The sequence below is a fragment of the Mesorhizobium sp. YR577 genome (genome assembly GCF_900116595.1).
GTDB lineage: Bacteria > Pseudomonadota > Alphaproteobacteria > Rhizobiales > Rhizobiaceae > Mesorhizobium_M.
Genome location: NZ_FPBI01000011.1, coordinates 18,808 through 38,404, shown reverse-complemented (window position 1 = coordinate 38,404; position 19,597 = coordinate 18,808). Strand labels below are relative to the sequence as shown.

The 19,597-nt window shown below is 62.3% G+C and carries 24 protein-coding genes; 7 read left to right on the top strand and 17 right to left on the bottom strand.

The window, feature by feature from the left end; translation table 11 throughout:
• Positions 1–112 precede the first annotated feature (112 nt).
• From BM413_RS17135 to BM413_RS17065, 15 genes are all read right to left on the bottom strand, one after another.
• The gene (locus BM413_RS17135; RefSeq protein ID WP_091915185.1) at positions 113–889 is read right to left on the bottom strand and encodes a flagellin N-terminal helical domain-containing protein; all 777 of its coding nucleotides are present in this window, start codon (positions 887–889) and stop codon (positions 113–115) included.
• A 269-nt stretch (positions 890–1,158) separates the two neighbouring features.
• Positions 1,159–1,890: a flagellar type III secretion system pore protein FliP gene (gene fliP / locus BM413_RS17130; protein ID WP_091915182.1), complete on the bottom strand. Its 732-nt coding sequence runs from the start codon at positions 1,888–1,890 to the stop codon at positions 1,159–1,161.
• Positions 1,887–2,387 (bottom strand): flagellar basal body-associated FliL family protein, encoded by a 501-nt coding sequence (locus BM413_RS17125; RefSeq protein WP_091915180.1) that lies wholly within the window; start codon positions 2,385–2,387, stop codon positions 1,887–1,889. Before BM413_RS17125 ends, fliP begins: the two co-directional genes overlap by 4 nt.
• Before the next feature lie 18 nt (positions 2,388–2,405).
• The gene (gene flgH / locus BM413_RS17120; protein WP_091915178.1) at positions 2,406–3,104 is read right to left on the bottom strand and encodes a flagellar basal body L-ring protein FlgH; all 699 of its coding nucleotides are present in this window, start codon (positions 3,102–3,104) and stop codon (positions 2,406–2,408) included.
• Complete coding sequence (locus BM413_RS17115) at positions 3,101–3,643, bottom strand: MotE family protein (RefSeq protein WP_091915175.1); 543 nt, start codon at positions 3,641–3,643, stop codon at positions 3,101–3,103. Before BM413_RS17115 ends, flgH begins: the two co-directional genes overlap by 4 nt.
• A gap of 10 nt (positions 3,644–3,653) precedes the next feature.
• Positions 3,654–4,907 carry a flagellar basal body P-ring protein FlgI gene (locus BM413_RS17110; RefSeq protein ID WP_091915173.1) on the bottom strand — a complete coding sequence of 418 codons (1,254 nt, stop codon included), beginning with the start codon at positions 4,905–4,907 and terminating at the stop codon, positions 3,654–3,656.
• Complete coding sequence (gene flgA / locus BM413_RS17105; RefSeq protein WP_091915171.1) at positions 4,904–5,377, bottom strand: flagellar basal body P-ring formation chaperone FlgA; 474 nt, start codon at positions 5,375–5,377, stop codon at positions 4,904–4,906. The genes BM413_RS17110 and flgA overlap by 4 nt, the downstream gene beginning before the upstream one ends.
• A 5-nt stretch (positions 5,378–5,382) precedes the next feature.
• Positions 5,383–6,171 (bottom strand): flagellar basal-body rod protein FlgG, encoded by a 789-nt coding sequence (gene flgG, locus BM413_RS17100; protein WP_091915169.1) that lies wholly within the window; start codon positions 6,169–6,171, stop codon positions 5,383–5,385.
• A gap of 12 nt (positions 6,172–6,183) precedes the next feature.
• Positions 6,184–6,510, bottom strand: a complete 327-nt coding sequence (locus BM413_RS17095; protein WP_091915167.1) for a flagellar hook-basal body complex protein FliE — start codon at positions 6,508–6,510, stop codon at positions 6,184–6,186.
• Positions 6,510–6,926, bottom strand: coding sequence for a flagellar basal body rod protein FlgC (gene flgC, locus BM413_RS17090; RefSeq protein WP_091915164.1), 417 nt, complete (start codon positions 6,924–6,926; stop codon positions 6,510–6,512). The genes BM413_RS17095 and flgC overlap by 1 nt, the downstream gene beginning before the upstream one ends.
• A 5-nt stretch (positions 6,927–6,931) precedes the next feature.
• Complete coding sequence (flgB, locus tag BM413_RS17085) at positions 6,932–7,312, bottom strand: flagellar basal body rod protein FlgB (protein WP_091915162.1); 381 nt, start codon at positions 7,310–7,312, stop codon at positions 6,932–6,934.
• A gap of 133 nt (positions 7,313–7,445) precedes the next feature.
• Complete coding sequence (locus BM413_RS17080; protein WP_091915161.1) at positions 7,446–8,585, bottom strand: hypothetical protein; 1,140 nt, start codon at positions 8,583–8,585, stop codon at positions 7,446–7,448.
• A complete protein-coding gene (gene fliI / locus BM413_RS17075; RefSeq protein WP_091915160.1) occupies positions 8,566–9,978 on the bottom strand; it encodes a flagellar protein export ATPase FliI in 1,413 nt (470 codons plus the stop codon). The genes BM413_RS17080 and fliI overlap by 20 nt, the downstream gene beginning before the upstream one ends.
• A 5-nt stretch (positions 9,979–9,983) precedes the next feature.
• Positions 9,984–10,706 (bottom strand): flagellar basal-body rod protein FlgF, encoded by a 723-nt coding sequence (gene flgF, locus BM413_RS17070; RefSeq protein WP_091915159.1) that lies wholly within the window; start codon positions 10,704–10,706, stop codon positions 9,984–9,986.
• A 12-nt stretch (positions 10,707–10,718) separates the two neighbouring features.
• Complete coding sequence (locus tag BM413_RS17065; protein ID WP_091915158.1) at positions 10,719–11,837, bottom strand: DUF1217 domain-containing protein; 1,119 nt, start codon at positions 11,835–11,837, stop codon at positions 10,719–10,721.
• A gap of 192 nt (positions 11,838–12,029) precedes the next feature.
• Between BM413_RS17065 and motA the strand changes: the two genes are divergently transcribed.
• Genes motA through BM413_RS17035 form a run of 6 tightly spaced genes read left to right on the top strand, consistent with a single transcriptional unit; the run spans position 12,030 to position 16,903 of the window.
• Complete coding sequence (motA, locus tag BM413_RS17060; protein WP_091915157.1) at positions 12,030–12,905, top strand: flagellar motor stator protein MotA; 876 nt, start codon at positions 12,030–12,032, stop codon at positions 12,903–12,905.
• A gap of 35 nt (positions 12,906–12,940) precedes the next feature.
• Complete coding sequence (locus BM413_RS17055; RefSeq protein ID WP_091915533.1) at positions 12,941–13,870, top strand: FliM/FliN family flagellar motor switch protein; 930 nt, start codon at positions 12,941–12,943, stop codon at positions 13,868–13,870.
• 42 nt (positions 13,871–13,912) lie between these two features.
• The gene (fliN, locus tag BM413_RS17050) at positions 13,913–14,302 is read left to right on the top strand and encodes a flagellar motor switch protein FliN (RefSeq protein WP_091915156.1); all 390 of its coding nucleotides are present in this window, start codon (positions 13,913–13,915) and stop codon (positions 14,300–14,302) included.
• 40 nt (positions 14,303–14,342) lie between these two features.
• Positions 14,343–15,356: a flagellar motor switch protein FliG gene (locus BM413_RS17045; protein WP_091915155.1), complete on the top strand. Its 1,014-nt coding sequence runs from the start codon at positions 14,343–14,345 to the stop codon at positions 15,354–15,356.
• A gap of 21 nt (positions 15,357–15,377) precedes the next feature.
• The gene (flhB, locus tag BM413_RS17040) at positions 15,378–16,460 is read left to right on the top strand and encodes a flagellar biosynthesis protein FlhB (protein ID WP_091915154.1); all 1,083 of its coding nucleotides are present in this window, start codon (positions 15,378–15,380) and stop codon (positions 16,458–16,460) included.
• On the top strand, positions 16,457–16,903 hold the full coding sequence (locus tag BM413_RS17035) for a hypothetical protein (protein ID WP_091915153.1): 447 nt from the start codon (positions 16,457–16,459) through the stop codon (positions 16,901–16,903). The genes flhB and BM413_RS17035 overlap by 4 nt, the downstream gene beginning before the upstream one ends.
• A gap of 56 nt (positions 16,904–16,959) precedes the next feature.
• On the opposite strand, the gene BM413_RS17030 is transcribed toward BM413_RS17035, so the two are convergent.
• Complete coding sequence (locus tag BM413_RS17030) at positions 16,960–17,730, bottom strand: helix-turn-helix transcriptional regulator (protein ID WP_091915152.1); 771 nt, start codon at positions 17,728–17,730, stop codon at positions 16,960–16,962.
• A complete protein-coding gene (locus tag BM413_RS17025) occupies positions 17,727–18,440 on the bottom strand; it encodes a helix-turn-helix transcriptional regulator (protein WP_091915531.1) in 714 nt (237 codons plus the stop codon). Before BM413_RS17025 ends, BM413_RS17030 begins: the two co-directional genes overlap by 4 nt.
• A 446-nt stretch (positions 18,441–18,886) precedes the next feature.
• Between BM413_RS17025 and BM413_RS17020 the strand changes: the two genes are divergently transcribed.
• The gene (locus BM413_RS17020) at positions 18,887–19,417 is read left to right on the top strand and encodes an SRPBCC family protein (protein ID WP_091915149.1); all 531 of its coding nucleotides are present in this window, start codon (positions 18,887–18,889) and stop codon (positions 19,415–19,417) included.
• Positions 19,418–19,597 lie beyond the last annotated feature (180 nt).

Genomic DNA, 19,597 nt, shown 5'->3' with positions numbered 1-19,597 from the left:
TAGAGGTCGAAGCTTGTGCGAAAATGAAATCGGGCCGCGCCCCCGAAAGAGCGCGACCCGGTTAATACCCCCCGTCCCATGAGCATCGGAACGAGCCGATGCTGATCCGCTATTAGCGGAAGAGCGACAGGATCGACTGCGAGCTCGAGTTGGCGATCGACAGCGCCTGGATGCCGAGCTGCTGCTGAACCTGCAGAGCCGAAAGGCGAGCCGATTCGGCGTTCATGTCGGCGTCGACCAGAGCGCCAACGCCGCGATCGACAGCGTCCATCAGCTTCGACGTGAAGGAGAGCTGCGAGTCGATGCGGATCTTGGCGGCGCCGAAATCAGCTGCGGCCTCGCGCATGGTCTTCAGCGTCGCCTCGGCGGTCGAGAGGTCAGAGAAGTCAGCAGCTTCGAGGTCGAAAGCGGTCACGGTGATCAGGTCGGGCGTACCCGAATCCTTGACATAACCAGCGAGCACGGTCAGGTCGGCGCCCGCGGTTGCCAGCAGGTTCTGGCCCTCGAAGTCGGCGGACGTGGCGATCTGCGCGATCTGCGCCGTAAGCGCGTCAATTTCCTTCTGGGTAGCTGCCGTGTCGATGCCGCCCTGCTCGTTGGAAGCGAGCTTGGCAACGATCTTCTCGCCGAGCGCGATAGCCTCGTCGAGGCCGGTGTAGGCCACGTCAACCACGGCCGAGCCGAAGTTCAGCGAGTCCTTGACGGCCTGGTTGACGCCGTTCTGGGCGCGCATGCCGGTGGCGATCGACCAGTAAGCAGCGTTGTCCGAAGCGGTCGAAACGGCCTGGCCAGTGGCGATGCGGTTCTGGGTGGTGGCCAGGTTCTTGTTGGTGCTGGTCAGGGTCTGCAGCGCGGTCATTGCCGACGCGTTGGTGAGAAGACTGGACATGGGTCCTGTTCCTTTAAGGTCTGATTTTTTTATGAGGAACATGCCGGAAGCTACCGGCGAGAGCGGAGCGGCATCATGCCTATGGCTCTGTTCGAACCAATCCGTCCTGTATGAATGCCTTTATGGCGGGCAATTCCTACCAAAAGGATAATTCAGTTTTGTGACTCTAGGGGCCGCTTCACCTCACCGCAACCCACGAAATCTTTCATCTCATTGTTCGGATGAGTCTTTTTGTCGCGGCGAAAATTCTTAACCATTTCGCGGAATGTTCAGTTGAACGATCTCACGAGGCTGCCGACGAGCAGGTTCCAGCCGTCGATGAGCACGAAGAACAGTATCTTGAAAGGCAGCGACACCACCGTCGGCGGCAGCATCATCATGCCCATGGCCATGGTGATGGTGGCGACGATCAGGTCGATGACGAGAAATGGCAGGACGATGAGGAAGCCGATCTCGAAGCCGCGCCGGATTTCCGAAATCATGAAGGCCGGAACCAGCACGCGCAGATCGACATTCTCGCGCGAAACCGTCTGGCCACGTTCGCGGGCGAGGTCGGCGAAGAGGTCGAAATCCTTGTCGCGGACATGCTTGACCATGAACTGACGGAAGGGATCGGAAATCCGCTCCAGCGCCTGGTCCTGGTTTATCTCGTTGTTCATCAGGGGGCGCACGCCATTGGCCCAGGCCTGATCGAATGTCGGGGCCATGACGTAGAAGGTCATGAACAGCGACAGGCTGATGATGATCATGTTGGCTGGCGTCGTCTGCAGGCCCATGCCGACGCGCAGGATCGAGAAGGCGATGACGAAGCGGGTGAAGCTCGTCACCATGATGAGCAGGCCCGGCGCAATCGACAAAACCGTCAGCAGGCCGAACATCTGGATGATGTAGCCGACGGTCGTGCCGTCCGCCTGGCCGATGCCGCCGAGATCGATCTGCTGGGCCTGCGCCACCGTTGCGGTGGCGATCAGCGCGAAGGCCGTGAGGAGGAGTTTTCTCATTCGAAAAGCAGTGTCCGGATGAGCACCTGCTTGACGTGGCCTTCGCTGCGGATTTTTGCCCGCTCCTCGAGATCGGCTTTCAGATGCTGGAACCCGCTGGCGCCTTCGATCTGGTGAACCTTGACGGTGCGAAGGAAGGCGAGGAGGTCCTGATGGATATCGTCGACAAGCGATTGCGGCTGGGCGGCGTCGAACACGACGGAGGCCTCCATGCGAACCCACATGTCGCTCGGCGCGGCAAGATTGGTGGTGATCGGCGGCAAAGGAACCTCGAGGCCGGCTGAAGCCTTGCCGTGGTCGCCCTCGGCCTTTGCCGGTGCTTCATGGCCTTCGCTTGCTGCAACCTCAACCTTTGCCGCACTCTCGCGACCATAGAGGTACTGGCCCGAAACCCAGCCGAGACCGATCGCGGCGGCCGTCATGCCCAGAAGGACCGCGGCCTGAATGACCAGCGACGGGCCTTTGGGCTGGGGAGGGGCTTGTTCGGTTACGGACATGGCGTCGGCGTTTCTTTCCTAGAAGGGAAGCACGTTGTCGAGGATCTGCTGGCCGTAGGGCGGCTGCTGGACCTCGGTCAGGCGTCCGCGCCCGCCATAGGAGATGCGGGCCTCGGCGATGCGCTCGTAGGAAATCGTGTTGTAGGGGCCGATGTCGGTTGGGCGAACGATGCCGGCGATGGTGAGGATGCGCAGTTCGGCGTTCACGCGCACTTCCTGCGAACCGTTGATGACGAGGTTGCCGTTGGGCAGCACATCGCTGACGACGGCGGCGACCGAAAGCTCGATGCTTTCGGAGCGCTCGGTCTTGCCGGAGCCCTTGGTGGAGGTGTTCGAGCCGACGTCGGCGTCGAAGGAGCCGCCCTGCTTGTTGCCGTTCCAGCCGAAATCCATGCCCGCGCCGAGGGTGCGGTTGACCTTGCGGTCTCGGTCGGACTCGTTCTTGAAGCGGGCGCGGTCGTTGATCTCGATCTTGACGGTGAGGATGTCGCCCGGTGCCAGCGCGCGCGGATCGGTGAACAGCCGCTTCTGGCGATCGTCCCACAGCGAGAAGCGCTTGACCGGCTGGGCCGGCGGCTGGGGATATTGATAGACCGATTGCGCAGCGATGCCGGACCCGACCGGGGACATCACCGGCTCCTTGCCGACTTCTTCGACTCTGGTGGCGCAGCCGGAAACTGTTGCAGCGGCCAGTGCTACGAGGGCAAATCGGATCATGAGGGGTCTTCCTTGCGGGCGGCACTCGCCATGATGCCGGTAAGTGCTGCGGCCGCCTTGCGGTCCATTTCGTTGAGGATGACGCCGGCCTTGCGCGAATCGAGCTTCATCATGATGCCGGCGGCGACATTGATGTTGACCTCGGCCAGCCTCTCGGCGGCAGCGTCGGGCTTCATCGCGGCATAGATCTTGACGACGTTGTCTTCCGCCTTGGACAGGAAGTCGTCGCGGCGCTTCAGCCACTCCTCGTACTCGGCGCGCTTTTCCTCCAGCAGCTTCATGCGCTGGTCGATATCCTTCTGCAGCGTCTCGAGTTCCTGCGCCTGCAATGCGTAGCGGCGGTCGCGGGCGGCGTCGGCGATGTTGGAGCAGAAGCGCTCGACTTCAGTTTCGGAGCCGTCGCTGGGAGCTGCGGCAGCGACGATCGACTGGGTCGCAGCCGGACCGCTGGCGCTCAGCATTGCCATCAGCGCTGCGGCAGCAAGGATGCGGCCGGCGTTTCGCCGGGGCCATGTGAGGAAGTGGGGATCAGCGCTCATTGGCCTTCACCTATTGCAGCACGAGATCGGCCTGCAGGGCGCCGGCGGATTTGATGCCCTGAAGGATCGCGATGATGCCTGCCGGCTTGACGCCGAGCCGGTTCAAGCCGGAAACCAGCGTTTCGAGATCGGGCCCGTCGAGAAGTGCTACCCTCGCGTCGGGCTGGCTGATGTCGATGGCGGTGTTCGGCTCGACCGCGGTGACGCCGCGCGAGAACGGCTCCGGCTGGACGATGGTCGGTGTCTCGGTGATGCGCACGGTCAGCGTGCCGTGGCTGATGGCAACGCGCGAGATGCGCACATCCTGGCCGATCACGATCGTGCCGGTGCGCTCATCGACGACGACGCGGGCGGGTACGTCGGATTCCACGACCAGATTTTCAAGCTCGGCATAGAAGCGCGCCGGCGAGATGCCCTCCGGCTTGCGGATCATGACGGTGCGCGAATCCTGCTCGCTGGCAACGCGCTTGCCGAAACGGGCGCGGGAATAGTCGTTGATGACATCCGTGACGCGGACGGCGGTGGAGAAGTCGGCGTTGAGAAGCTGAAGGGTGAGCAGCGACTGGTCGCCCATTGCGGCCTGTACCTGACGCTCGACGATGGCGCCGTTGGGGACGCGGCCGGCGGTCGGAACGCCCTGGGTCACGCGCTCGGCCTGGCCTTGGGCCTCGAAGCCGGCAATGAAGACGGGGCCTTGCGCCACAGCGTAGATTTCGCCGTCGGCTGCCTTCAGCGGCGTCATGATCAGTGTGCCGCCGGCCAGCGAAATTGCATCGCCCATCGAGGAGACGCTGACATCGATGCGCGCGCCGGACTGGACGAAGGGCGGCAGGTTGGCGGTGACGATGACGGCGGCGACGTTCTTGGCGCGGGCACGGCCGCCTTCGGACGCGATGCCGAGATTTTCGAGCATGGCGCGGATCGACTGCTCGGTGAAGGGCGAGTTGCGCAGGCTGTCGCCCGAACCCTGCAAGCCGATGACCAGGCCGTAGCCGACGAGCTGGTTGTCGCGAGCGCTCTGCAGCCGGGCAATGTCCTTGATGCGCGAGATCGGGCCGTTGCCGCCGGGCAGGCGCCGGCCGCGATTGTCATAGCCTTCGTCGCCATAGGCACCGCCCGCGCCGCCGGTGGCGGCAAGCACACGCGCATTCGTGTCGATGGCCGCGCCGTTGACGCGACCGGGGATCTTGCCCTCGGGGCCGTCGGCCAGGGCCGGCTGAAGCCCGATCAGGAAAGCCAGAACCAGTGAAATTATGCGCATCATAGGCCGCTGACCCGTACGGAGCCATCGGCCATGATGGTGCCCGATAGTACCTTGCCGCTGTCGAGATTGCGGACCTTGATCATGTCGCCGGCCGAACCCGGCTGAAGCGTCACGGCAGCCGCCGAGATGGTGAGTACGCCCGAGACGAACAGTGCCTGGACCGCAGCACCCTGTTCGACGAGAAAGGCGTCGCGCACCGCCGCGAGCGGGATGTAACGGCCCGGCAGCAGCGTGCGGCGTGCGATCTTGCCTTCGATGTCGGTCCTTGCCATGGCAACGGCAGCCGGCGGCTGCTTGCCCTGGCTCAAGGTGACTTCCTTGAGTGCCTCTGCAGGGATGGTCTCGCCGGGATAGATGACGCGATTGGGGATGGTCACCGTCTCGCCGGCAAAGGAAACAGCCGCGCCCGTCAGCAGCGCCAGTCCGGCGGCGGCCGCAACAATCAGGCTGTGAAATGCGCGCGGCATCATTCTCGTCACCTTATGTTCTTGGACACCACGGCAGCCATTTCGTCGGCGGCCTGAATGACCTTGGAATTCATCTCGTAAGCGCGCTGGGCCGAGATCAGCTCGGTGATTTCCTTGACCGGATCGACGTTGGAGTTTTCGAGGTAACCCTGCTCGACCGTGGCATAGCCGGGATCGCCCGGCACGCCGACATTGGCGACGCCGGAGGCCGGGGTTTCCTGGAAGAGATTGTCGCCGAGCGGCGCAAGGCCGGCCTCGTTGGCGAAGGTCGCCAGCGTCAGCTGGCCGAGGTCCTGAAGGTCGGCCTGGCCGTCGATGCGGGCAAACACCTGGCCGGTCTTGTTGACGACGACCTCGACGGCATCGGCAGGCACGGTGATCGCCGGCTGGACGTTGAAGCCGTCGACGGTGACGAGCTGGCCGGTGGCGTTGGTGTTGAAGGAGCCGGCGCGGGTGTAGAGGGTCTGGCCGTCGGCGCCCTCGATCTGGAACCAGCCGGTGCCGGTCAGCGCAAGGTCGAGCTTGTTGCCGGTGCTGGTGAGCCCGCCCTGAACGTGGACGTTGCGCACTGCGGAGGTCTTGACGCCGAGGCCGATCGTGACGCCTTCGGGCACGACATTGGCATTGGCCCGGTTGGGCACGCCCTGCATGCGGTCGACCTGATAGAGCAGGTCGGAGAATTCGGCACGCGCCCGCTTGAAGCCGGTGGTGTTGATGTTGGCGATGTTGTTGGCGATGACTTCCAGATTGGTCTGCTGGGCGTTCATGCCGGTGGCGGCGATGGCGAGTGCTTTCATGATCTATTGTCCTCAGATCGCCATGCGGCTGACTTCGAGATAAGCGGTGACGATCTTGTCGCGGATGGCGACAGCCGCCTGGAGAGACTGCTCGGCGGTCATCACCGCATCGGCAACCTTGCGCATGTCGGCGTCGCCCTGAAGCGCTTGGACCGATACGTTCTCGGCACCCTTGAGCGTGTCGATGGTGCGGTTGGCGGCTTCCGAAACCATTGTCGCGAAGGACTGGCCGATGTCGGTTCCGGCCGTCTGTCCGAGACTGCCGGGGGAGAGGCCGATGGTGTTCTCGACACCGCTCGGCTGGAGTTTCGTGCCTATTGCGCCGATGCCGGTGATCATCAGTTGCCTCTCATCAGGTCGATGGTCATGGAAATGAGGTCGCGCGCCTGTTTGACGACCTGGAGATTTGCTTCGTAGGAGCGGTTTGCCTCGGTCATGTCGGCCATTTCGACCAGCACATTGACGTTGGGCATCTTGACGTAGCCGTTCTCGTCGGCGGCCTCGTGGCCGGGCAGGAACTCGACCGGATAAGCCGTCTGGTCGCGATTGATCGCGGCGATATCCACCGTCGATGCGCCGACGGCGCGGTCGACCTCGGCGGAGAAGATGATGGTCTTGCGCTGATAGGGGTCGGCGCCGGGCGTGCTGCCGGTCGACTGCGCATTGGCAAGGTTTTCTGAGACGATGCGCAGTCTTTCCGACTGGGCGGTGAGGCCGGAGGCTGCGACCTTGAGCGTGGCGGTGAGTGCGTCCATGCGGGTCAGCCCTTCACGGTCAGCATCATCATGCGGTGGAACGCCTTGACGATTGCGGTATTCAACTCGAAGGTGCGGCGCACTTCGCCGGCCTTCATCAGCTCGTTTTCGAGCACGACGGTGTTTTCCGAGGGCAGCACCGAGTTTTTGCCGTCCTCGTTGCGGACGGCATAGGCGGCCTTGGAGATGCCGCCGGCGAAATGGCCTTCCTGCGTGGCGCTCATGGCGACGCGGCGCTTGTCGAGCACCTTCTCGAAAGGCTCGATCTCGGCGGTGCCGTAGCCGGGCGTATTCACATTGGCGATGTTGCCGGCGATCGCCGACTGGCGAACAGCCAGCCAGTCGGATTGCTGGGAAGCGAGATTAAACAAATTGACAGGCTGCATAGAAATCTCCGGGCAGATTTCCACACTGTAGGCAGCCAGTCTTGCGCGGGCCTTGCGGCTGGCTTGCAGTTATTGGCTGACCATGACCTTTTCCAAAAACCGGCGTCCGCTTTTTGGGGTCACGGTCTGATCGCTACTGCGAAAGCTCGACGATCTTGTCTGCGCTGGTGACGAGCACCCATTTCTTGCCACGCAGCTCGATACTGGCGACGCGGCTGTTGTCGGGCAGGAGCGAGCCGCGCTGAACGACCCACAGGCCGGTTTCGTCTTCGATCATGGCGCGGCCGTTGACGACATGGACCAGGCTGAACGTCGCCTCGTCACCGGGAAATGGCTGATCGGCGAGTGCAGACGCTACCCTCGGCACATCGTCGCTCGGCAAGGAGGCCGTGACGAAGGGATCGAGTTTTCCGAATGGAAGATCCTCGTCGGCGAAGGGTGCCTCAACAGTCTCATAGCGCGAAGAAAAAGCTATCCGGGCCGGGCGGGTGCCCTGGCCGCTGCCACTGAACTGCAAGGCCTGCACGCCGAACTTCTCCTGATTGAGAAAGACGTACCAGGGAAACAGCGCGCAGAAGAGGCCGAGCCCGACACCAAGGCCGGCAATGACCAGATCGCTGCGACGATCCGGGTTGCGGACAGCCTTGACCGGGACTGTCGGGCGCATGGGCGCCCGGGCAGGTGCGGGTCTGGCTTTAGCCGTGGCGACGGCAGCCGGCTTGGCACCCTGGAACGGACGCCAGCCGGCCTTTTCCTTCTCGGCCTTGCGTATTTCGTTGCGCGCCGGTTCGGTTCTTGTCGATTGCGTCGATGGTCTCGCCTTGAGCGTTACCCGCTCCGGCGTGCTTTCCTCGATTATGTCCAGCAGTTCGCGTTCGACGCTTCTGGGTTGCGGGTCGGGATGGAGTTGCTGCAGCACCTCCTTTTCCCTTTCCGCTCTGCTTGCGTTGGCCAATTCCTGGCGGCGCTGTTCGAAATATCCGGGCTTGGCGTTACGCCGAAAAAGCCGCCAGCCGGAGCGCTCGACCTCGGCCTCGTTCTGTTCGGGGATATCTTCGAGGGTCTCTTCGACCTGCGCCGGTTTCAGGCGCCGCCTCCAGGACCAACGCCGCGTCTCCTCGTCCCATCTTCTGCTCCTGCTGAAGATACGGCTGGTGCTCTGCTTGAGTTCGCGCAGACGCCGCCGGACTGCCCGCCATCCGGTCTGTTCCTCCCTGGCCCTGCTCTCGTCGAGCATGGCGCGGAGGGCGTGTTCAATTTCCCGGAGCTGCATCGGGCTTTTCCTTGGCTCTGAGATGACGGGCGAGATCGGCGAGCGGATCGGGCGAGGGCGGGTCGGCCGGCGACTGGGTCAGAACTTCGTAGACCACGGGCACCTGACGCACCGCCAGGTCGAGCTCGGCGTCGGCTCCCGCCTGGTAGGCACCGAGCAGGCGGATGTCGCGCGTATCTTCGAAGCGTGAAATCATAGATTTCAGGCGGGTTACCAGCGCGCGTTCGTCATTGCTCCAGGCCTTGCCGGCCAGACGCGAAATGGATGACAGCGGATTGACCGCCGGGTAGCGGCCCTGTTCGGCAATTGCGCGGTCGAGCACGATGTGGCCGTCGAGAATGCCGCGCACGGAATCGGCCACGGGATCGTTGTGGTCGTCGCCGTCGACGAGAACCGAAATGATCGCCGTGATGGAGCCTGTCGTGCCTTCGACGCCGGGACCGGCGCGTTCGAGCAGCTTGGGCAGGTCGGTGAAGACGGACGCGGGATAACCGCGCGCGATCGGCGGCTCGCCGGTGCCGATGGCGACTTCGCGCAACGCATGGGCAAAGCGCGTGATCGAATCGAGTACCAGAAGCACGCGGTCGCCGCGCTCGCGGAAATGCTCGGCGACGCGCATGGCGGTATCGGGTGCGCGGCGGCGCATCATGGCGCTTTCGTCGCTGGTGGCGACGACGGCGACCGTCTTGGCCATACTGGCCTCACCGATCGTGTCTTCGAGGAATTCGCGCACCTCGCGGCCGCGTTCGCCTACGAGCGCAACGACCACCGTGTCGAAGGCCTCCGCACCGGCAAGCATGGCGAGCAGCGTCGACTTACCGACGCCGGAACCGGCGAAGATGCCGAGGCGCTGGCCGAAGCAGATCGGCGTGAAGATATCGATGACGCGGACGCCGGTGAGAAACGAGGTTTCGACGCGCTGGCGCGACAATGCGGCCGGCGGCACGGAATCGGCTGCGTCCTGGATGTCTCCTTCAACCAGAGCCGGGCCGCCGTCTATCGGCCGGCCGAGCGAGTCGATGGCGCGTCCGCGCCAGGTGACATGCGGTGCAACGGCGAAGGGTCCGCGGTTGAAGACAAGGTCGTTGACGCCGGCATCGGCGGTGCGTTCGAAGGGTGCGACCAGTACGTCCTGCGAGCCGATCTGGATGATCTCGCCCCGCCGCGTTCCGTTCTGGCCGCGATGCTCGACGATGTCGCCGAGCCTCGCCGTGCCCGATAGGCCGCGAACATGGTAGTGCGTTGGCGATACTTCGGTGATCCGGCCACCGCGTTTGACGATGGTGCGCGCGTCGGCGAAGCGATGATAGCTCCGCTCCAGGATCGTCAGCCTGTTCTCATGATGCGCAGGCTGAAGGTCCGGGTTGGCTGCGACCGGCTGGGCGTTGGTCATTTACACTACTTCGAGCCGAGCGTCCGGACGGCTTCGCCGAAGGTCTCCTCGGAGCTGCGCATCAGGGCGGCTGTCTGTTCGAAGGCACGCTGGACGCCGATCAGCCGCGTCATTTCCAGGATCGGGTTGACGTTGGAATCTTCGACGAAGCCCTGTGCGACGCCGACATCGATGCGGTCCACCACAGGATCGGGCTGGCCGTTGGGGATGATGCCGGAATTGCCGTAGCGCTGGAAGTTGGTTCCGGGGTTGAATTCGTAGAGGCCGATTGCCGCGACGAGCTGGCCGTCCTGGCGAAGCACGCCGTCGGCACCTGCCTGAGGTGCGCCGTTGCGCGGGTCGAGCTGGATCGGCGCGCCGCCGGCGTCGAGCACGGGATAGCCTTCGATGGAAACGAGCTGGCCGGTCTCCAGCATGGTGAAGCGGCCGTCACGGGTCATGATGGTGCCGGCCGGCGTCTCGATGCCGAACCAGGCATCGCCGCGAATGGCAAAGTCGAACGGATTGCCGGTTTCGCGGAACGATCCCGACTGCGTCGACAGATAGGTGTCGCCGGTCGAGGCGAAGGACACGGATTTTTCGCCGACGCCCGAGACAACGTCTTCGAATTTCACGCCGGTGGCGCGAAAGCCGACCGTCGAGGCATTCGCGACGTTGTCGGCGATCGTGTTGAGCCGGCGCTCCAGCGCGATCTGGGACGAGAGGGCGACGTAGAGACCATCCTGCACTTTATATGTTCCTCAGCGTTTCATTGACTGGATGGAGAGCAGCAGATTCGTCGACACGCCATATTCGGCCGGCTGGCTGAACAGCACCGTCAGCGAAGTAGCGGCCGACGTCGAGGGATTTTCGATTTCCCAGAGCGCGGTGAAGCGCTGGATGAACTTGCCGAGCTTGTCGGGATCGGAAAGGTCTTCGATCTTCAGCCGCGACTCGAAATATTTGACCTGCTTGTCGATGTCGGCCTGCGCGAATGCGTCGGGCAGGCCGAGCGCGGTGCGGACGACCTGCGCCAGCGCCTTGTCGCCGAGGACTTCGTAGAAATTGGTGATGTTTGGGGCATTGCGCTGGAAATAGAGCGCGAGCCGCACACCTTCATTCTGCGCACCAGCGTCCTGTTCCAGCGACTGGCGGAGATATTTGTCGGTGACGGGCTGCTGGGACAAGACGTAGGTCGTTGCCTTCTCACCATAGGCCTCGAAGTTGAAGGCTGTCGCGAAGGCAGCGTAGCGCGGCTCCTCCTGCTTGTTTGCGAGGCTGTTCTCATCGCGGACACCGCCCTCGAGAATCTTGCGCAGAAAATCGTTCGTGTCGATTTCCGGATCCATCGCGTAGGCGGTCTTGATATAGCTGACCAGCCGATCATTCTTCATCAGCTCATCGATCGACTTCACCTTGACGATATTGGCCAGGTAGTAGGTCGTCTCGGCCTTCACTGCATCGGAGTCGGGATTGCCGCCGTTGATCTTGATCTGGGTGGCGTAGTTCTCAGCGGTGAACTGTTGCGCCATGTTGTATGTGGTCGTCTCTTCGCCGCGGGCGGCGAAGTTGAAGCTGCGGACGAATTCGGCGTAACGCTTGTCGCTGAGCTTGTTGGCGAAGCTGTTCGGATCCGAAATGCCTTCCTTCAGCGCCTTCTCCATGAACGCCTTGGCATAGGCCATGTCTTCAAGCCCATGGGCCTTCATCGCGTAGTTGAACAGCCGGGTGTTCGAGACGAACTCGTCGATCGTCTTCACCTTGGAGATGTTTTCGAGATAATATTTGGTCTCGCGATCCACCACAGGCTGCTTGCTGACGCGGTCGAGCGACCTTGTCAGGTTGCTCGCAATGAGCTGGTAGCTGGTATAGGTCGTCATCGCGTGGCAAGCCTCCGCCCAAAGTATCCGGAGAAGCTAAACCAACTTCCTTGCGCGAAGCTGAATCGCAGATGACATGCAGAAACAGCTTGTGATTTTTTGCGGTTGCGAAAAAATACGAACCCGATTCAAGCCTCACACAAGGCACAGCCGCTATTGCATTAGGCTGTAGGACTTGCGGAAGGACGGGCAGTGGGCATTCTGATCGGTTTTGCGGTGACTCTGGGCTGTGTGCTCGGCGGCTTCATGGCCATGGGCGGGCACATCGACGTGCTTATGCAGCCATGGGAGTTCGTCATCATCGGTGGTGCGGCACTCGGGTGCTTCCTGGTTGCCAATCCCATGAAGACGGTGAAGGATACCGGAAAAGCCTGCGTCGAGGCTTTCAAGCAGGCGGTTCCGAAGGAGCGCGATTATCTCGAGACGCTCGGTGTGCTGCACAGCCTGATGCGCGAACTGCGCACCAAGTCGCGCAGCGAGGTCGAGGCTCATATCGACAATCCGGAAGAATCGGTGATCTTCCAGGCCTTCCCTACCGTCCTGAAGAAACATGACCTGACGCATTTCATCTGCGACTACTGCCGCCTCATCATCATCGGCAATGCGCGTTCGCACGAGATCGAAGCGCTGATGGACGAGGAGATCCAGACGATCCGTTCCGACAGCCTCAAGCCCTATCACGCGATGACGGCGATGGCCGACGGCCTGCCGGCGCTCGGCATCGTGGCTGCGGTGCTCGGCGTGGTGAAGGCGATGGGCGCGCTCGACCAGTCTCCTGAAATCCTCGGCGCGCTGATCGGTGCGGCACTTGTCGGCACCTTCCTCGGCATCTTCCTCTCCTATGCAGTGGTGGGGCCTGTCGCCACCAAGATCAAGATCGTGCGCGAGAAGAACAATCGCCTCTACATCATCGTGAAGCAGACGCTGCTTGCCTACATGAACGGCTCGCTGCCTCAGGTGGCTATCGAATTCGGCCGCAAGACGATTTCGTCCTACGACCGGCCGTCGATCGATGCGGTCGAACAAAGCACCATGAACACTGCCGCCGACGCCAAGAAGGCTGCCTGATAGATGGTCGCGTCTGAACGGGAATCATGCCGGCCATGAGCAGCGTAGCCAGTCCAGCGGAGACGCGAGCGTTCATCGTCGAACGTCTTGTCGGCGATACGGGTGAGCCCGACCGCATCCTCGATGCGGCGCGCTCGCTTTCGGAGCGCGCTCTTCCGGCGATCATTCAGGGTCTTGGCGAAAATCTTTCTGTGCCGGTCGGTTTCGACATCGTCTCGGTCGATCTGGCCCGGCTCGCGCAGGCGCGGCCGACGAGCGGCCATCATGCGATGACGGTTGCTTCATCAACCTCGTCACCCGATGCGCTGATCCTGTCGATGGATGCGGCAGCCGTTGCTATCATCGTCAGCGCGCTTTTCGGCGGCGATCCCGAACTGCCGGTTTCGCCGATCAACCGCGAATTGTCGCCGACGGAGACGGAAGTGGCGACGATGGTGTTCCAGCAGATCGCCGAGGCGGTCAACGGTTCCGGCCCGCGCGCCTTCGAGTTCCGGCTGCCGCTGCCTGCCGCGATCACCGGCCTGGAATTGAAGAAGCACATCGTCCGCGACGGGCCCGCCGTGCGTGTCGTCTTTTCGGTTTCGATGGGCGCCACGGTCGGCAAGGTGTCGCTGACCATGCCGCAGCGCGTGCTTCTCAAGCATCGCGGCGACGCGGGCGTGAAGCAGAGTGCGGAGCCGGAGACGGAATGGCGCACCCGTTTCAGCGAGGAAGTCATGCGCTCGGAGGTCAATCTGGAGGCGACGATGCCGCTCGCCAAGATGACGCTTGGCGAGATTGCCATGCTGCAGGCGGGGCAGGTCATCGAGCTTGGAGAGACCGCGCAGTCGGAGGCAAGGCTTTCGGCGCGCAACAAGACACTGTTTGTGTGTGAATTCGGCAAATTGGGGCAGAATTACACTGTGCGAATCAGGCATCCTTTCGATGCCGGCCAGGACTTCATCGATACGCTGCTGCCGGGATGACGGGCGGCATCGTTTCGAGAAGAACCTGAATTGGAGAAGGCTATGAACCAGACCAACCCGGCGCCGGATGTCGATATTCCGGAAGAACAGCTCAACCGGGCGATCGAGGAATTGCGCGGGGCTCTCCAGGAAGAGGAAAAGCGCTCGCCTGACAAGGCCAAGGCTGAACAGCAGGCGTCGAATGCCGGCGTGATCATGAACATTCCCGTCGACGTTCAGATCGTGCTTGGCAGCACCGAAATGCCTGTCTCCGATCTGATGGCCTTGCAGAAGGGTTCGACCGTCGCTCTCAATCGTCGTATCGGCGAGCCCGTCGACGTTGTCGTCAATGGCCGCAAGATCGCGCGGGGCGAAATCACCGTGCTGGAAAGCGATCCGTCGCGCTTCGGCATCAAGCTCACCGAAATCATAACTGCGGCGAAGCCCGCGTGATGGATTTCCGCGCTCCCGCCAATTGCAGGAGGCTCGGCGCATGACGACGGCGCTTGTGAACCTGACGCGCGCGCAGAAAGCCGCAGCCATTCTGGTCGCGATGGGCAAGCCGTCGGCGAGCCGGCTCTTGAAATTCTTCAAGCAGGAAGAACTGAAGGCGCTGATCGAGGCCGCGCGGCTTTTGCGCACCATCCCGCAAGGCGACCTGGAGCGCATCGTCGCGGAGTTCGAGGCGGAATTCACCGAGGGCGCGGGCCTGCTCGATTCCGGCGACCAGATGGACACGATCATGAACGAGTCCCTCTCGGCCGAGGAGATGGACGCGATCATGGGCAACGGCAAGAAGGTGGCCGGTCCGCAAGGCCCGCCGCCGGTCTGGCCGGACCTGGAAAAGGTCGAACCGGAGCGGCTCGGGAAATTCCTCGCCAGCGAACACCCACAGACTTCGGCGGTCATCCTGTCCAAGCTGGCGCCTTCGGTCGCGGCCAATGTGCTGCTTGCGCTGGAGAAGCCGCAGCGTGGCGACATCATCCGGCGGATGATGTCGATGACGACCGTGCCCGAGGCCGCGACCCGCATCGTCGAGAACCAGTTGCGCACCCGCGTGCTCTCGGAAGGGGCGAAAAAGGATATATCGGTCGGTCAGACCCGCGTCGCCAGCCTGCTTAACGAGATGGACAAGTCGCAGCTCGACGAAGTCATGCAGGGTCTGGAAGAGACCGGCGTGAGCGATCTCGACGGCATCCGCGCGCGGCTGTTCTCCTTCGACGATATCCCGCTTCTGGCGCAGAAGTCGCGCGTGGTGCTGTTCGACGGCCTGTCCACGGAACTGGTGACGCTGTGCCTGCGCGGCGCATCGCCCGAGATCACGGAAGCGGTGCTGTCCTCTATCGGCGCGCGCGCGCGCCGCATGATCGAGGCCGAGCTTGGCCAGGAAGTCGACGGCATTTCGGCAGCCGAAGTGACGAAGGCACGCCGCAGCGTCGCGTCCACCGCCATCCGCATGTCGCTCGAGGGCGCCTTCGAGCTTCCGTCGACGCAGCACGCTGCCTGAACCCGGCACTGAGAGGACACCTTGTCCGAGGGCGCCGACAAAGAAAGCAAAACAGAAGAAGCCACAGAGAAGAAGATCCGTGACACCGTCGAAAAGGGCAAGCTGCCCGTTTCGAAGGAAACCGGACTTCTGGCCTCGTTCGTCGCCATACTGATCTTTGCCGTGTTCTTCGCGCAGGACAGCATCAGCCAACTCGGCATGTTCCTGTCGATCTTCCTGGAGAAACCGGAAGCCTGGCCGCTTTCTACGGCGCCGGATGTGATCGAGCTTTATCAGGTGGTGTTCATCGAGATTGCCAAGATTCTCGGCATCCTGATGGTGCTTCTGGTGGTTGCCGGCGTCGGTGCTTCGGTGTTGCAGAACATGCCGCAATTCGTGGGCGAGCGCATACGCCCGCAAGCCGAGCGCATATCGCTGAGCAAGGGTTGGACCCGCCTGTTCGGCATACAGGGCTTCGTCGAGTTCCTGAAATCGCTCGGCAAGCTGGGTTTCGTGACGCTGGTGCTGGTCTTTACGCTCAGCGGCGATATTCGCCTGCTGCTTTCCGGCATGATCACCCAGCCCGCCGCGTATGCCCTGACCATGCGTTCCATCGGCATCGACATCATCGTCTCGATCGTCTTCGTCATGGGGCTGATCGCGGCGGTCGACCTTGTGTGGTCGCGCTTCCACTGGCGCCAGGACCTGCGCATGACCAGGCAGGAGGTCAAGGACGAGATGAAGCAGTCGGAAGGCGATCCGATCGTCAAGTCGCGCCTGCGCTCGCTCGGCCGCGACCGGGCACGGCGGCGCATGATGGACGCGGTGCCGCGTGCCACGCTGATCATCGCCAACCCGACCCATTATTCGATCGCGCTGAGATATGTCCGCGACGAGGACGCGGCCCCGATGGTTCTTGCCAAGGGGCAGGATCTGGTGGCGCTGAAAATCCGCGAGATCGCCGAGGAACACGGCATTCCGATCTTCGAGGACGTGGCTCTGGCCCGCTCCATGTACAAGCAAGTTTCGGTGGATAGTGTGATACCGGCTAAATTCTACCAAGCCGTCGCCGAACTGGTTCGCATCGTTTACGGCAACAAGGTGCCGCGCAAAGGGATCTCATGATCAAGCAGCCGCATGCATCGACGCGTGAGATCATCGTCGCCAACTCCATTCAGGAGGTGGTGAGCGAATTGCGCCTTGTCGATGTGGCGGATTACATCGCCTTCATAAGGCTGGAACAGTTCGGCTGCATTTCAGACATCGTCGATTCAGCCGCCGAGCTTTTCTTCATGCCGGGTACGCTTCGTCTCGGCCATGGCGGCGAAGCGCATGTCGGCTGGTCGGAAAATCCGCGCATCGTGCTCGACCTCGAATTGCGCCCGGCCGGCGCCACCGTCTATTTCGCCCTGACACTGACGGCGCTTCATGCGTCGGTGGAAGTCAATTACGTCGCCTTCGACATGGCCGATGAAGACCCCGAAAAGAACACCGCGTTTCTGGAGGCGTCGCTCGAACAGTCGCGGATCCGCAAGACGGTGACGCGGCTTGTCGCCGAGGAAAGCTAAGGCGGCTTTTATGCAATTCCGGACGGAAAACCGCTACACACTTTTCCTGGAATTGCTCATTCGATCAATCCCATCCGCAGCGCCTTTGCCACCGCGTGCATGCGGTTGACGGCGTTCAGCTTCTGCGTGGTGTTGGTGAGATACTGGTTGGCGGTGTGCACCGACAATTTCAGTAGCTTGGCGATGTCTTCGCTGGTGAAGCCGTTGGCCGTCAGCTTGAGGCATTCCAGTTCGCGTTTCGAGATCGACGGCACCTTGCCGCTGTCACCGGGCCGCATCACCGCGACGGCACTGAAGAGCGCAAAGCAGCGGGCGTGGATTTCGTGGAGCTGCTCCGGCGGCAGGCTGATATCGGCGCCGTAGAAGATCACCAGCCCGCATTGGCCGCGCTCGGCATAAACGGGGAAGGCTATGCCGGAACTGTCCGGCACCAGGGGTGAAATTTTCCCGGCCCAGTCGAGCGACTCCAGGGTCCTTGCCGATGTCGAGCGTGCATCGCTGCTCCACCAGCATGGCAGGCTGGAGACGCGCGTATGCTGCACCAGATCCTCGCCATTGCTGCCGGAGACGAATTTCGTGTGCAGCGATACGCGCGGATAGTCGGAATCGAAGCATGGAACCAGGCGCGCCCGCTCCATGGACGGGCTGACGAGAAACAGCCCAAAGCCGGTGGCGTTGATATCGACGGCGATCCAGCGGCAACGCCGCACGGCGTCGGGAATGGTGACGGCCGGATGCGTCTCCGAGCCCGGCACGTTGGCGCCGAAGGGGTTTCTTCTGATACCGAGCAACACGTCCGCTGCTTTTGCCGCCGCTGCCTGTGTCAAATGATGCCGCTCCTGATTGCGGTTGCCACCGCCATGGCGCGGTTGCTGGCCGAGAACTTCCGGATCGCATGGGTGATGTAGCTGTTGACCGTGTTGGACGAGACGCCAAGGATCACGGCCACCTCGTCCGTGGTCTTGCCTTCCGATACCCAGAACAGACATTCGCGCTCGCGGTCCGACAGGGGATCCTGCATGGAGGCTGCCGCGACCAGTGCCGGTGCCTGCGAGAGCGCATAGCAGCACTCGACCTGCGCCCTCATCAGCGCGCCGATGTCGATCTGGCCGGGAACGGCCGCGGAAAAGAGGATGAACAGGCGCTGGCGGCCGACATTGAGTTTCAGCGCATAGATTTCGCAGTGGCCGAGCACGTGAAGGAGCTTGGCGTCCTCGCCGCTCAGCATGCCGTCCAGTGCAGGGGCGTGAGCGCTGACGATGCCGCGCGGCCTGATGCCGGGAGCAACGGCAAGCGCGCTCGTTGCGAGATTTGCGATCAGCTGATGCCCGGCGAGTTCGATCGCGTCGTAGATCCAGTTGGAGGCGAGTATGCGCGCATCGCTCTTGTCCTGGTCGTGCAGGATGGCGACCAGCATGTAGCTGTCGGCGCCGATGGTGGCCGTGAGCTGCATGAGAAAACCGGTCAGGTCACCGCGCGATGTCAATTTGACGGCGGCTACCCCGGTATCCTGATGCTGCTCGGCTAGACTTGTCATGTGTCCAAAATGGCCGGAATCCATATAAATGCCCGGACCCCTGGCGACGCCAGCGACTGAGCCTGAAAACGCTTTCACCTGTTACGAAAACTCGCACCTGGCACGGTGTGGTGCCATCGGCCGAATCCTTGCGGGACCACGCGAAACCTGCCGCGTCTTGTGCCGGAAAACACTCCGGAACTCTGACTTTGAGTGGTTCGCCAGGCCCCCCGCGGGCCGGCTGATTCGGGTCTAATCTAACCCAGCGGAATCCGTCAGCAAACCCAAAAATTAACAAATGTTAAAGCGTGTGATCCGAGTGTCATTTGGATTACAGCCCTATGCGCGTTGGCAAAGGCACTGCCGGTTATATTAAACCGAATGGTTGACAATGCGTTTGCGACTGCCATATTGAACTGTATGGTTTAATGTGATCTGGTCAGATTGCCGGAGCGAGGAGAAGGTCAATGCGTGAATTCGGTGTTGTCACAGCACCCAATACGGTTCGGCTGGAGCGCGTGTTTCCTGGGCCGATCGACCGGCTATGGGCCTATCTGACCGAGCCGGAAAAGCGCCGCGTCTGGCTGGCGGCGGGGCCGATGGCGGATCATGTCGGCGGGGTGGTCGAACTTCGCTTCAGGCATTCCGAGCTTTCGCATGAGGCGACACCGGAGCGTTTCGGGGAAAACGGCAAGGAGTTCAGGAATGTCGGCGAGGTGACGGCATGCGACCCGCCGCATTTGCTGAGTTTCACCTGGCCGAGCAGCGGCGGGGACAAGTCGGAAGTGACCTTCGAATTGTCGCCGCAGGGAGACGACGTCCTCATGGTGCTGACTCATCGCCGGCTTGCCGATCGCCCGGAAATGACCAGCGTCGCCAGCGGCTGGCACACCCATCTCGGTATCCTCGAGGATCAGCTGGCAGGGCGAAAGCCGCGTGGTTTCTGGTCGACCTACATGGAGCTTGAAAAGGAGTATGAGAAGCTTTTGCCTATGTAACGCCACCAGCGCTTCCGGTTGGCTGTTGACGCCCTGAAGCAGCTTGCATCCCTTGCCACAAACGCGTACTGAGAATAAAAATATTCACTGCGAGTGAAATCTCAGCGCAAGGAGAGGCGGGCTTGGCAAAGAAGGCTTCACAGGCAACGACACAGGCCGGGAAACCAGCTGCGGGCGTTT